This window comes from Aureispira sp. CCB-E (assembly GCF_031326345.1).
Classification (GTDB): domain Bacteria; phylum Bacteroidota; class Bacteroidia; order Chitinophagales; family Saprospiraceae; genus Aureispira.
The window spans coordinates 6,282,521-6,296,500 of the sequence record NZ_CP133671.1 but is presented as its reverse complement, the minus strand read 5'-3'; the positions used below and the strand labels follow the sequence as shown (position 1 = coordinate 6,296,500).

The window sequence follows — 13,980 nt, the reverse complement described above, 5'->3', positions numbered from 1 at the left end:
GTTCGTTGATTTTTTACTTTTTTACCAAAAAGATAAAAAAGCACATTTATATTAGTTTGATAATCAAAATTTTAACACAAAATACTGTAAAGGTGTAACTTATTGATTTTCAAACTAATAAAGTTTTTAAACGAACTATTGTACTACAAATACCAATGATGTATATTGTTTTTCTATAATAAATAGAGCAACAACGCGTGCTTCAACTAAATAATAATTTGTTTTAAGTTTGTAGCAACTTAGAATCTTAATAATTGTTCCAAATTTGGATAAGGGGGATAATGATGATAAATAAAAGTACAAAAAAATCACTAGAAGAATGTTAAAAACTGCATTGGAGTTAAATTTTAGACCTAATTAAAAAATTGTTAAGCTTTCATGAAGTTGAATAAAACCAGAGCGATTCGTTTCTTTTCTTTTGAAATTCTATATTTTTGGGACATTATCCACCAACCAATCGTCCAGTTTTGAAGGAACGAAAAGTAAGGGAACAAAAAATTAATCAATCGATGAATCAAAAATTTGCTAATGACATTCAGTCAGGTTTAAGTGCTACTCAAAAGTCCATTCCTTATATTTATTTTTACAATGAACGAGGTTCATGGCTATTTCAACAAATCATGCAATTGCCTGAATATTACTTGACAGCTTGCGAAATTTGTATTTTAGATACTTATAAAGGCAAACTGTTAGAGTATTTTCAAGCCAAAAAGAAAGGGTTTAATTTAGTTGATCTTGGAGCAGGAGATGCTTCCAAAACAAAAATTCTTTTGCAAGATTATGTAGAAAAAGGCGTTCCGTTTACCTACACACCAGTTGATTTGTCGACCTCTATCTTATCGGCTTTGTCCGAAAGCTTGGATGCTGCTTATCCTGATTTGAAACATCAGGCAATGAATAAAGAATACTGGGATGCCATGGAAATCCTAAAAGATAATACGCCCAAATCAGAACGAAAGGTGGTTTTATTTTTAGGGGCAAATATTGGGAATTTCACCTACGAAGAAAGTGTTGATTTTTTGACGACACTCAAAAGCTACTTAAATCCAGGTGATCAAGTACTAATTGGTTTTGATTTGAAAAAACGTCCAGAGATTATTTACAAAGCATATCTAGATTCGAAGGGCATTACAGCAGCATTTAACCTCAATTTGTTGCATCGAATCAACCAAGAACTGGGTGGAAATTTTAAACCCAACTACTTTAGGTTTTATCCTTATTATAATCCTCAAACAGGGGAGTTGAGAAGCCACTTGGTAAGTCAAAAAGACCAAACGGTGACGATTGATGCATTAAATATGGAAGTGAAATTTGAACAATGGGAGTCTATCCATACCGAAATTTCTAAAAAACATACCATCAAAGAAATAGAAAGCCTAGCAGCAGCAGCAGGATTTACAATAAAGGAACACTTTTTGGATAATAAAGCTTATTTTGTAGATACATTGTTAGAAATTTAGAACCAACTGCTGTTTGTTGTAAGGAGTAGTTGCCAACAACAAATCGTATGAAACAAGCATTGATAGCTCTATTGCTAATAGGGTGGGTAGAAGCAGCTTTGGCGCAGAACCTAACCGAACAGTTATACCAACAATTAGGTCCTTGTGCCACTACACTCGAAGAGGAAGGGAAAGAATTTTATACCCTAAAGGATGTGTATGCCAAACAGGGCTATTTATCTATATCAGGAGGATGGCCAACTTGTGGCTGTGGTTGCAATGCCACTGTTGCTGCTTTTAGAGATGCTCAGAAAAAATATACATTTGTCCGTTGGGAATATTGGGATTGTGCGCAAGAGTTTGGACTTTATACTTCGAGTAATATAGAGGAGGTACTACCAAAAGGATGGAGTATCAATTCTTTTGTTGATGCTCAAAAAACACCGATAACAGAATTAACCAAAAGCTATTTTTACATAGCTGTTGAGCTGCCGATTTATGGGACAGATGTACACATTAAGTTAAAACCCTTGCCTTTGGGAATGTTGGGTAAAAGCAATAATGGTCTTGTGTACAATACCAAGTCGGTTGAGGTCATGGATGCTACGGCAGCGAATCTTCGTTCTATTGCCAATTTATTGGAAACGGAAGCACAACTAGATTTGCTACAGACCAAAGGGATAGGAGCATTGCCAGAATTATTGCAATCCAAAATCCGAGCTATCTTAAAGCAGAACCATGGCTATACAGAAGCGAAATTTGAACGCCTTTTGAACGAAGCGCATCGAGCCTATCGCATTTATAAACAATTAGATTTTGATGCAGCCATCTGGGGATGGGATCGAACTCAAGCACGCTTTTTCTTGAAAAGTAAGACAAAAAAGAATGGAACAAAGACGTTTTGGGAGTTTTTAAAAACTGCGAAAACGTATGAAGTATTGTGTTAGTTGGCACAATAATAAGCATGCTCTCTTTTTGAAAAGGGGGCATTTTTTTGTTTGAGGGATGTGTTTAGCAAATGACAACCACCCTTAATGACAATTGGCAGGCATAATCCAAGAGGTCACCTTACTTTGCAATACTGGACTAAGATAAGGAATGCCCAAGTTGAGCCCCCGAATGATAAATAAGACCGCCATAAACCCTACAAAAAAAGGAACTATTTGGCGCATTCTGTTCCGTACCGAAATAGAAATAAACCCTCGAAATTGACTGGCTAAGATCATGATAGGTAAGGTGCCTAAACCAAAACAAATCATATAAAGTGCGCCCAACCAACCTTGTCCTGTAGCAATAGCACCCGCCAAACCTGCATAAACCAAACCACAAGGAAGCAAGCCATTCAGCAAGCCAATACCATACAAAGCTTTGGTCGAATTATTTTGAAACAACAAGCCCATTTTTTGACGCACCCACAACTGAAGTTCTGCTAGTAGGCTGCTCTTGTTTTTTTGTAATTGAACATATTTGGGGAATAGGAGCACCAGCAAGATAAAAACACCTAAAAAAATCGACAATCCTTGTTGAAATCCTGCAAAAGAAAATCCTTTTCCTAAAAGCCCTAGTACAAATCCTAGTAGGCCATAAGTGCTGATTCTACCCAAATTATAGATGAAACCACCCCAAAGTTTGCTATACCAGTTTTGCTCTTGCAACGGTAAAGAAAAGGCTATGGCACCACACATACCAATACAATGAAAGCTACCTAGCAACCCGACTGAAAATGCTGTTAATAACGCTATCATATTGATTGGTTTAAGGAATGAAAATCTGTTGTTCAATGTAGTAATCCTTCTCTTGATCTGACCAACTTAATTGCACTTTATAAATACCCTTTTTGAATTTGTTGAGTGCTATTTGTTGTTGTTGGTTGGCATCGATTTGCAAGGTTTCGCCAAAGTCTAGATTCTTGTCAGAAGGTCGAAAAAAATGAATTTCTCCTTTGCTAAATGAATTCGGAAAAGAGAGCTTAAAATAATCCTCTTCAATCTGCCAACTAGGCTTTGTGTCTAGTGTCAACACATTATTTTGTTGATCAATTCGATTTTGGAATGTCACTTCTTGTGCATAATAATCTTCAGCTACCAAATCAAAATTTTGTTGCACGCATTTGTAAAGCATGAATAACATGAACGTTATAAAAGCAACAAAAAAAACAGCAATTCTATATCCCCAATTCATCTTTTTTAAATTTTAAGGGTAAAAAATAGACCAATAATTGCGACACGTTATGCGTTTTTATAAAAAACAGTTAATGAGTAGTTCAGTTCGTTATAGTATTAGGAGGGTAGGGGGCTAATCGTGTCGGGTATTAGCCCCCTGTTTCAAGTTGGTTATTCTCCTAAAAAGTTGGTTTCTACTTTATCAACTTGTTTGCCATTATTATAGATACCAATGACAACAGGTATTTGACGGGTAGCATTTTTTTGTTCAGGTATAATGACAAAAAGAGATCCAGATGTTTTGCTTCCTTTGGCTAATGATACAGTGCTGTCGCCAATAATTTGGACATCTCCTTGTGGTGTTTCCAGTTTAAATTCTAAGACAAAATCTTCGTTCGATTTATTGACAATATTATAATTGTATAAATTACTCCATCGACCATCGGCTTGTTTTTGTAAAAGCGTTCCTGGAGTTCTCAGAATCGTTGCCTCAATTTTATTTCTAAATAGAAGCAAACCGAAAATAACAGATGTTAAAGCGATCAAGAGCAAACTAAAACCAATGGTTCGTTTGTTCAACTTTAGTTTTGATTCATTTTTGATATGATACTCAGAAGTATAACGAATCAATCCGCCTGGCATAGACAGTTTATCCATGATACTGTCACAAGCATCCATACAAGCAGTACAATGCACACATTCCAACTGTGTCCCATTACGAATGTCAATTCCTGTGGGGCAAACATTGACACACTGATGGCAATCGACACAGTCGCCTTTTGCTTGTGCTGCTCGATCTTCGTTCTTTCTAAATTTTGCCCTATTTTCTCCACGTTTGTAGTCATAAGCGACCACAATAGAGTGTTCGTCTAGCAAAACCCCTTGCAAACGACCATATGGGCAAACAGAAGTACAGATTTGCTCTCGTAGCCTAGAGAAAACAATGTAAAAGGTAAAGGCAAATAGAAGAATACTCAAGAATCCTACAATATGCTCGCTAGGTGGAGCGGTGACAATTGAGGTCAATTCTTCAATACCAATAATGTACGCTAAAAATGTATTAGAAATAAGAAACGAAACTGCAAAAAATAGGATATGTTTAAGCACTTTTTTGAATACCTTAGAAGGAGTCCATGTGGCTTTGTTTAAAGCTTTTTGTTTGTTCCAATCTCCTTCAATCCAATATTCGATTTTGCGAAAAACCATCTCCATAAATATCGTTTGAGGACAAACCCAACCGCAAAATAAGCGCCCAAAAACTAAGGTGAAAATTCCAATGGCAATGACCCCAACAGCCATGACAAACATGAAGATATAAAAATCTTGAGGATAAAATATGCTGCCAAAAATGACAAACTTTCGTTCAATGACATTCAGCATCAAAATGGGATTGCCGTTTATTTTGATAAAAGGTCCCGAGAACAATAAAGTAAGTAAAATAATACTGACCAGTACTCTATAGTTGTGGAATTTTCCAGAAGGTTTTTTGGGGTATACCCATTTTCGATTTCCCGCATCATCTACTGTAGCTAAGGAATCTCTAAATGATTCTTCCATGTTGTTTGGCTTTTTAGTCTTAGTACTTAGTGAACGCAAATTTCTCCTTGTGGCTCTTTAGCTTTGGCAGGCGTTGTGCCTTTTAACGTCAGGATATAACTGGCAATTTGCTGAATTTGTAAAGGGTTAAGTTGTGTTTGCCAACTAATCATTCCTTTGGCAGGAACACCATATGTAATGGTTTTAAAGACAGATTTTATGTCACATCCATGTAGCCAGTTCTCGTCAGTTAAGTTAGGTCCAACATTTCCGCCTCCATCTTCTACGTGGCAGGACGCACATTTTTTGACGTACAATTCTTTTCCAGTAGCTAAGGCAGTTGCATCGGTCAAGGCTTCTACTGTATTTTCATTGATTTTGGCGTATTTAGTCGCCAGCAAGGCTTCTTTTTTAGCTTGAGCAATAGCTACTTCTTTTTGGTATTCTAGTGTTTGTAAGCCTCCCATACCAAAAGCATGATAATACAAGATGTATCCAACACCAAAGAGCACACAACCTGCAAAAAAATACGTCCACCAAGGAGGCAAGGCATTGTCCAGTTCTTGGATGCCATCGTGTTCTCCTTCTAATAAAATTTTTTCTTCTTCCTCAACGGGAACTGCATTGTTTATATTTGAAATAAAGTCCTTTGCCATGATATTTTGGTTTATATTTTGGATAATAATACTAATCCTCTAAAGGGATGTTTCCCATCGTTGTAATATGTGCTTTGCTGGCTCTAACAGCTATCCAGCAGGCGAATAGAAAGACAAAAAAGAAAATTAGGAACGAGATAATAGGGTAGATTTCGATGTTCCCAATACTCGTCATATGATGTTTGATGAATTTAAGCATGATTCCTATGGTATTAATAATAATGATAAACTGTTTAGTAGTGTTTAGGGAGTAGATAAGCGCATAAAGTGAGGGGAATGCAAATGTCTACATCTGCAATTTCCCCTCTAATAGCCTTTGAGCTATTCCTCCTCAACAGTTTCTTTTTGCATAATATCCGTTCCGAGACGTTGTAAGTAAGCAATAATTGCAATTACTTCTCGGTCACTTTCTGCACCATCAATGGTCGCAGCTATTTCATTGGCTTGTTGGTGTAAATCTTCCATGGCTTGTTCTTTTTCATATCCTTCAGGATAAGGCACTCCAAGGGTACGCATCGCTTTAATTTTTGCTTTGGTTTGACTTACATCTAATTGATTTTCTAGCAGCCAACTATATTTAGGCATGATACTTCCTGGAGAAATTTCTTGTGGATTTCTAAAGTGTTTATAATGCCAATCATTACTTTTATAATTTCGACCGCTAACAACACCTTCTCTAGCCAAATCAGGTCCTGTACGTTTTGATCCCCACAAAAATGGGTGATCGTAGACAAATTCTCCAGCTTTAGAGTATTCGCCATAACGTTCCGTCTCTGAACGGAAAGGACGAATCATCTGACTATGACAGTTGTTACAACCTTCCTTGATATATAAATCCCTTCCTTCTAGTTCTAGTGGTGTAAGTGGTTTTACACTAGCAATTGTAGGGACGTTGCTTTTGATCAAAAAGGTGGGTACTAATTCTAAGGCAGTACCAATAACAATGGCAACTGTACTTAAGAACAATAGTTGCACAGGGCGACTTTCAACGGCTCTATGCCAATAACCATCTTCATGAGAAGGCATTAAAGCAGGTGCTTTGGCTTCTGTGTCTGGAGCAAAGGTTCCTTTTCTGGCTGTTTTGTAGAGGTTGTATACCATCATCAACGTACCAATAAAGAATAACAAACCTCCAATTGCTCTTAAGCCATACATGGGAATAATTTGAGTAACGGTATCCAAAAAGTTCTGATAAACTAACATACCTTCTTCGTCAAATTCTTTCCACATCAAACTCTGTGTAAATCCAGCCCAGTACAATGGAATCGCATACAAAATAATCCCTAACGTTCCTATCCAGAAATGATAATTGGCTAATTTTTTAGAGAACAACTCTGTTTTGTATAAAACAGGGAACAACCAGTACAACATTCCAAAAGTTAAAAATCCATTCCATCCCAATGCACCAATATGTACGTGAGCAATTGTCCAGTCGGTATAGTGACTAATGGCATTGACATTTTTTAAGGATAATAAAGGGCCTTCGAACGTTGCCATTCCATAACAAGTCAAGGCTACTACCATGAATTTTAGAACGGGTTCCTCTCGTACTTTATCCCAAGCTCCTCGAAGTGTCAATAAACCGTTCAACATACCTCCCCAAGAAGGAGCAATTAACATGACAGAAAAGGCAACTCCTAAGGATTGAGCCCAGTCGGGTAAGGCGGTATATAACAAATGATGTGGTCCTGCCCAGATATAGAGGAAAATCAACGCCCAAAAATGTACAATAGACAATCGGTAAGAGTAAACAGGGCGGTTTGCTGCTTTGGGAACAAAGTAGTACATTAGTCCCAAATAAGAGGTGGTTAAGAAAAATGCTACGGCATTATGACCATACCACCATTGTACCAATGCATCTTGCACGCCTGCATAAACAGAGTATGATTTTAACATACTTACTGGTAGCTCAAAAGAGTTGACAAGGTGCAATAAGGTAACGGCTACAAAGGTAGCAATGTAAAACCAAATAGCTACGTATAGATGTTTTACTCTACGGTGTAGGATGGTTAACATCATATTCAATCCAAAACTAACCCAAACTAAGGCAATCGCAATGTCTATCGGCCATTCCAATTCGGCATATTCCTTTCCTGTGGTAATCCCAAAGGGCAAGGTTAGGGCAGCCGAAACAATGATTAATTGCCAACCCCAAAAGTTAATTTTACTGAGCAAATCACTGTACATTCTCGTTTTACAAAGCCGTTGCAAGGAATAATAGACTCCTGCAAAAGTTCCGTTTCCAACAAAAGCAAAAATAACAGCATTGGTATGCAAAGGACGCAAGCGCCCAAAGGATAAAAAGCTGGCGAGGTTTAAACTCGGAAAAACTAGTTGAAAGGCTATGATTAAGCCTACCAACATCCCTATAACACCCCAAAATATGACGGCAATAGAGAAGTTTCTAACCGTGGTGTTATCATAATGAAAGGTTTCTAAATTTTGTGTATTCATCGCGTAATGGTTAGTTCTATGATGATAAATAGTTATTCGATCGGATTTGTAAGATTAAAAGCACCCCACTTGTATGTTGTCGGTGTCGTTCTTTTTAATTTCTGGATTCGCTTTGTTCATCGTCAAACAAAATTCGAATAGAAGGAGTATGTGTATCGTCGTACTGTCCTGTTTTGATTGCAAAAAAGAAAGCCATTAAAAAGCCTAAAGCAATCAAAAAACTGACAGCAATTAATAAATAGATTGCGCTCATAATTTTGTTGTTTTTACAAATGTACGGAGCTATAGTTTGCTTTGAAATGATGCATTTGAGCCTTAAAAATGATTCTAATCAATGTGCTTTATTTCTATGTGTGCTGACCTATACTGTTTGACTGAAAATGGGAGTGTTGGGGCGTTTTTGCCACAAATACTCGTCAAAGCACATACAAACATTGCGTACATATGGTCGACCTTTTTCTGTAATCAACAATTGATTGGGAAGGCGTTCAACTAAACCGTCTTTTTCCATTTCTTCCAATTTTCGAAGCCCTTTGTAAATAGCAGGATTGTTTAAATCGTCATGTGACCATTGAGTAGAGAGTTGGCACATTAGGTTTAAAATGTGTTGTCTAATGATTAAATCTTGTTCGCTAAGTTGATGTCCTTTAGAGAAAGGAAAAAGCCCTTGGTCTACTAAGTCTGCATACTCTTCTACCTTTTTGACATTTTGAACAAAGCCTGTCCATGAGTCGCTAATGGATGAAGCACCTAAACCGACCATCAAGCGAGTATGGAAAGGGGAGTAGCCCATAAAGTTGCGATGCAACTGTTTGTCTTGGCTAGCTAGATACAGAGGATCTGTCGATAGAGCAAAATGATCCATGCCGATCTCGTGATAGCCCATTTCTTCAAAACGCATTTTTCCTAATTCGTACAAAGCACGTTTCTCTGCATCAGAAGGTAATGTTTCTGGTGCAAAGCTGCGTTGACTAGGTTTTAACCAAGGTATATGGGCATAACTATAAAATGCAATTCGGTCTGGTCGCAATTGGTTGACTTGTCGAATGGTTTCATCAACAGATGCCAATGTTTGAAGTGGAAGCCCAAATACTAGGTCAAAATTGATAGAGGTGTAACCTATTTCTCGAGCATTTTTAGTCACTTCCTCAACCATTTCATAAGGCTGAATTCTATTGATAATTAACTGAACTCTTGGATCAAAATCTTGAATGCCCAAACTAACACGTCTGAAACCAAGGTCGTATAGTGTTTGCAGATGTTCTTTAGTGGTATTTTTGGGATGTCCTTCAAAACCCAAAACGGCATTGGGTGCAATGACTGATGTTTTTCGAATGCCTTCTAGTAATACGCGTAAATTTTTAGGACTAAAAAACGTAGGTGTTCCGCCTCCTAGATGGATTTCCTTGATGTTGGGTTTTTCTTCAAATGTATCTAAATACAATTGCCATTCTTTTAGCAAAGTGCGAATATAAGGTGATTCGACCTCATGATTGACGGTGATTCTTGTGGTACATCCACAATAGGTACACAGACTACTACAAAATGGTAAATGAATGTATAAACTAATACCATCCGTGGTATTGCTAGCCTCAAAAGATGCTTTGACAAGGTTTTTCCAATTGGTTTCACTAGGACTATTGTACCAAAAAGGTACGGTTGGATAGCTGGTATATCTCGGACCAGGAACATTGTATTTGCTAACTAGTGTAGCCGATGGGTCTAAATTAGATGCGTTGTTTGTCATAACAATATTTCATTTTGTTCCGTGCTAAATTGTGTGCAAGATATTCCAGTTAATTAGTAGGAAGACTATAAACTACTTCAAGTATTTGGGTGTTGGTTCTGTTAATGAGGTGGAAGTTGGTGACACAATTTTCAGAGAACCTGTTCAAGAATAAAAGAATCAATTAAGTTGTACAAAGGACGAGAAGAATTGGAATTTAAATGCTAAGGAAAATCATTTTGAGTGATGTTTTACATCATTTCCAATGTAGTAGAGAGCAGCTATATTTGTATCATAAAGATTTTGTAATACAAAAAATAACGTCTCATGAAAAATACAAAAGGTCTTATGGTAGTTGCTTTTATGGCGATAGCAGAGCTAGCTACAGCTGCCAATACAGAAATGATGAATACAATTGATGCCAACGCAACAAGAGAAGCAGTAGGAATGACAGCGATTACATTAGTGCCTGTTTTAGTACTAGTTGTTTTCTTAGTAGTATTAGGGTTTGCGACTCAAAAAATTCCTGGCTTAAAAGGATAAAATAAATGTTATGGTTGCCTGCGAAATTCAATGTTATCACTGTGGAGAAGATTGCGAAACAGAAGCAATAAAAGTTCAAGAAAAGCATTTTTGTTGTGATGGTTGCAAAATGGTGTATGAGTTGCTAAGTGAGAATAATTTAGATGCTTATTACCAACTTGAATCCCGTCCTGGGAATGCCGTTCGACAAGAAAACTCTAAGGAGCAATACGCTTATTTAGATTTGCCTGAAGTCCAAGAAGCTTTGCTTAATTTTAGAGAAGAGGGCTGTTCTAAAATTACAATTACAATCCCTAGTATTCATTGTAGTTCTTGTGTGTATTTGCTTGAAAATTTGCCTCGTATAAATCCTGCCATTGAACAGGTTTTAGTAGACTTTGTTCGTCGAGAAGCAGCCATAACATTTGATGATAGAAGGCTTTCGCTGAGAGCTTTGGTAGAGCTGTTGGTTAAAATAGGATATACGCCTGATTTGACACCAAACAAGACATCAAAAAAGAAGTCTATCAATAGAAAGCTTTATCTAAAAATAGGCTTAGCAGGGTTTTGTTTTGGAAATATCATGCTGCTAAGTTTTCCCGAATATTTTATTGTCAATGAGAATGATTTGGTCAACTACAAAACCTTTTTTGGTTGGCTGAATTTCTTGTTGGCATTGCCTGTTTTGTTGTACTGTGCACAAGATTATTTAAAGTCTGCTCTTGCTAGTTTGCAACAAAAAATGATTGGGATTGATGTGCCCATTGCTTTGGGAATAATTGCCTTGTTTACGCGGAGTAGTTATGAAATATTTACTCAAACGGGGGCGGGGTATATGGACTCCTTTGCGGGGCTCATTTTCTTTTTGTTAATTGGAAAATGGTATCAAAATAGAACGTATGAATCCTTATCTTTTGAACGAGATTATACTGCCTACTTCCCAATTGCAACTACCAAAGTAAATTCAGATGGAAGCGAAAAGCAGGTGTTGATAGAACAGTTGAAAGTAGGGGATGTTATTAAAATTAGAAATCAAGAAATTATTCCAACTGATAGCATCCTAAAAAGCAAAGAGGCTTCGATAGATTATAGCTTTGTGTCAGGGGAGTCGATTGCCATTTCCAAAAAAGAAGGAGATAAATTATATGCAGGAGGTCGACAAATTGGACACGTTATTACACTAGAAGTACTCCAAGAAGTTAACCAAAGCTATTTTACACAACTATGGAACCAACCTGTTTTTCAGGAAGAAAAAACAGCGGTATTGTCCAAAACAGTAGATGCCATTAGCCGCTATTTTACCATTAGTATATTGAGTATAGCAATGCTAACATTATTGTATTGGTTGTGGGTGGATGCATCTATTGCATTGCTCTCTTTTAGCGCAGTATTAATTATTGCTTGTCCTTGTGCCTTGGCACTGTCAGCCCCATTTGCTTTTGGAAATGTATTGCGGCTGTTTGGTCAAAAAGGATTGTTTCTTAAAAATGCTTTGGCTGTAGAACAGTTGGCAGAAGTGACGGATGTTATTTTTGATAAAACAGGCACCTTGACCACCAATGATGTTGCCAATGTTCAATTTGTTGGCGAGACATTATCCGAAATTCATTATCAACAAATTTATGCTTTGGTGCAGAACTCAACTCATCCGTTGAGTCAAATGTTGGCAAAATACATTCAGGGGCTAGATTTTGTAGATACCCAAAAAGATTTTCCAATAAAAGCATTTGTGGAAACAAGTGGTCAAGGGATCGAAGCTTGGATTGACGACCATTTCCTAGAAGTAGGATCTTCTAAGTTTGTAGGAAAGTCAGCCTATCAAATGGAAGGCTTGACAACGGCAGTGTATGTAGCAATTGACCATTATTGTTTGGGGTATTTTATCATAAAAAAAGAATATCGAAAAAACATAGAGACGGTGCTAGAAAATTTGAGTAAAGATTTTACGCTGCACCTTCTATCTGGAGATAATGATGCAGATCGAGCTTATTTACAGCATCTTTTTCCTGCGCATGAGAGTTTGCATTTTCAACAAACTCCTGTTGATAAATTAAACTATGTAAAGATATTGCAACAAACTGGAAAAAAAGTATTAATGATAGGTGATGGGTTAAATGATGCAGGAGCCTTGCAACAGGCAGATGTAGGTATAGCTGTCGCCAACGACGTGCATAGTTTTTCGCCTGCCAGTGATGGCATCTTAGAAGCTTCCAAAATTAGTAATTTAAACCACTATACTACTGTTGCTCAACGTACCTTGTCAGTTGTCAAAGCTAGCTTTATACTCTCTTTACTATATAATAGTGTTGGTTTATTCTTTGCTGTGCAAGGATTGTTAACGCCTGTTATTGCGGCGATACTCATGCCGTTAAGTTCTATTTCTATTATTATTTTTACAACTATTTTGACCAATTGGATTGCTAGGAGATAGCGATAGCTTTATTCACTACATTTGTAACTCTGGGTTTTGTATTACATATGACAAGCTTATTGGGTAAGTGTAATGAACTATTGAGTTTAATAAAATTAGTTAACATAGAGTTAGGTTATTTTGTTAGTAAATGAAATGAAGTGTAGTGTTTTTTATATGTAAAATATTTTTTTTATTTTAATTAAACAATTATCCTGTTTTGCTTGTTATAATAGTATAAATGTATTATAAGGATGCTTTTTGAAGTTGTAATTTTTGTTTTTTTGTAAAGTTTTGTGACTTTGAATGAAAAGTGTTCTAGTCTCTTAAAAGAAAATGAATTATGAAAATTATATCAACATTATATACCACTTTATTTTTGATGACCAGCTTTTTTTCAGCGAGTAGTCAAGTTTTAGAAAACAATAATTTGATTCAGCAGCCTACATGAACAAACTTTAATGCAGCAATCGTCAATTATACACCAGAAATCAGTGTTTGGGATTTGGAACGCTTGTATTGTGAAAATGCTTCTTTGGTGAAATTTGAAAGTGTAGATGCTGAGCTAGTACGTCCTTACGAAATAAGGGTAACTTGGTCAACAGCACTAGAAATGAATAATAATTATTTTGAAATACAACATTCTGAAACGGGCGTTTATTGGGAAACAATAGGCGTTGTAGAAAGCAATGGAAGTGCAGATGTTATTCAAAACTATCAATTTATTGACAAGCGACCATTGGTAGGGTATAACCATTATAGAATCAAACAAGTAGGATTTAATAAGGATCATTCGTATTCAGAATCTGTTGTTGTTTCTACAGAAAGAGATAAAGAAGCATTTGTTGTTGCTCCTAATCCTGTATATGAAAATCAAACGCTGGTACTGATGAATATAGAGGGAATTGAGCATATTGAAGTCATTAATCGCTATGGAAAACATGCGCGACAATGGCACGAACCAAGAAAAAGAATCCCTATGGATTTTGGCACAGGAATCTTTAGTTTAAGAGTTAAAACCGATCGTGGTTGGCTGACAAAACGTATTGTCGTACATTAATATCAATTGTAAGTT

The 13,980-nt window shown here is 36.6% G+C and carries 12 protein-coding genes; 5 read left to right on the top strand and 7 right to left on the bottom strand.

Annotation, left to right across the window (positions count from 1 at the left end; genetic code table 11):
- Positions 1-509: 509 nt before the first annotated feature.
- Both egtD and QP953_RS24415 read left to right on the top strand, forming a co-directional pair.
- Entirely contained in the window at positions 510-1,460 is a 951-nt protein-coding gene (egtD, locus tag QP953_RS24420; protein ID WP_309553230.1) for an L-histidine N(alpha)-methyltransferase, read from the top strand.
- A 47-nt stretch (positions 1,461-1,507) separates the two neighbouring features.
- Positions 1,508-2,386 carry a hypothetical protein gene (locus QP953_RS24415; protein ID WP_309553229.1) on the top strand — a complete coding sequence of 293 codons (879 nt, stop codon included), beginning with the start codon at positions 1,508-1,510 and terminating at the stop codon, positions 2,384-2,386.
- A gap of 84 nt (positions 2,387-2,470) precedes the next feature.
- On the opposite strand, the gene QP953_RS24410 is transcribed toward QP953_RS24415, so the two are convergent.
- The 7 genes from QP953_RS24410 to hemN all read right to left on the bottom strand — a co-directional run bounded on the left by QP953_RS24410 (position 2,471) and on the right by hemN (position 9,994).
- Positions 2,471-3,184, bottom strand: coding sequence for a sulfite exporter TauE/SafE family protein (locus tag QP953_RS24410; protein ID WP_052597557.1), 714 nt, complete (start codon positions 3,182-3,184; stop codon positions 2,471-2,473).
- 10 nt (positions 3,185-3,194) lie between these two features.
- On the bottom strand, positions 3,195-3,620 hold the full coding sequence (locus QP953_RS24405; protein WP_052597554.1) for a FixH family protein: 426 nt from the start codon (positions 3,618-3,620) through the stop codon (positions 3,195-3,197).
- A 152-nt stretch (positions 3,621-3,772) separates the two neighbouring features.
- Positions 3,773-5,158, bottom strand: coding sequence for a cytochrome c oxidase accessory protein CcoG (ccoG, locus tag QP953_RS24400; RefSeq protein WP_309553228.1), 1,386 nt, complete (start codon positions 5,156-5,158; stop codon positions 3,773-3,775).
- A 26-nt stretch (positions 5,159-5,184) separates the two neighbouring features.
- A complete protein-coding gene (locus tag QP953_RS24395) occupies positions 5,185-5,793 on the bottom strand; it encodes a cbb3-type cytochrome c oxidase N-terminal domain-containing protein (RefSeq protein ID WP_052597549.1) in 609 nt (202 codons plus the stop codon).
- Between the two features lie 321 nt (positions 5,794-6,114).
- A complete protein-coding gene (ccoN, locus tag QP953_RS24390; protein ID WP_309553227.1) occupies positions 6,115-8,247 on the bottom strand; it encodes a cytochrome-c oxidase, cbb3-type subunit I in 2,133 nt (710 codons plus the stop codon).
- A 94-nt stretch (positions 8,248-8,341) separates the two neighbouring features.
- Positions 8,342-8,500, bottom strand: coding sequence for a cbb3-type cytochrome oxidase assembly protein CcoS (ccoS, locus tag QP953_RS24385; RefSeq protein WP_063833116.1), 159 nt, complete (start codon positions 8,498-8,500; stop codon positions 8,342-8,344).
- A gap of 108 nt (positions 8,501-8,608) precedes the next feature.
- A complete protein-coding gene (gene hemN / locus QP953_RS24380; protein WP_052597543.1) occupies positions 8,609-9,994 on the bottom strand; it encodes an oxygen-independent coproporphyrinogen III oxidase in 1,386 nt (461 codons plus the stop codon).
- A 306-nt stretch (positions 9,995-10,300) separates the two neighbouring features.
- Between hemN and QP953_RS24375 the strand changes: the two genes are divergently transcribed.
- From QP953_RS24375 to QP953_RS24365, 3 genes are all read left to right on the top strand, one after another.
- A complete protein-coding gene (locus QP953_RS24375; RefSeq protein ID WP_052597541.1) occupies positions 10,301-10,516 on the top strand; it encodes a hypothetical protein in 216 nt (71 codons plus the stop codon).
- Positions 10,517-10,526: 10 nt separating this feature from the next.
- Positions 10,527-12,926: a heavy metal translocating P-type ATPase metal-binding domain-containing protein gene (locus QP953_RS24370; protein ID WP_309553226.1), complete on the top strand. Its 2,400-nt coding sequence runs from the start codon at positions 10,527-10,529 to the stop codon at positions 12,924-12,926.
- Between the two features lie 517 nt (positions 12,927-13,443).
- Positions 13,444-13,965 (top strand): T9SS type A sorting domain-containing protein, encoded by a 522-nt coding sequence (locus tag QP953_RS24365; RefSeq protein ID WP_309553225.1) that lies wholly within the window; start codon positions 13,444-13,446, stop codon positions 13,963-13,965.
- Positions 13,966-13,980: the final 15 nt, after the last annotated feature.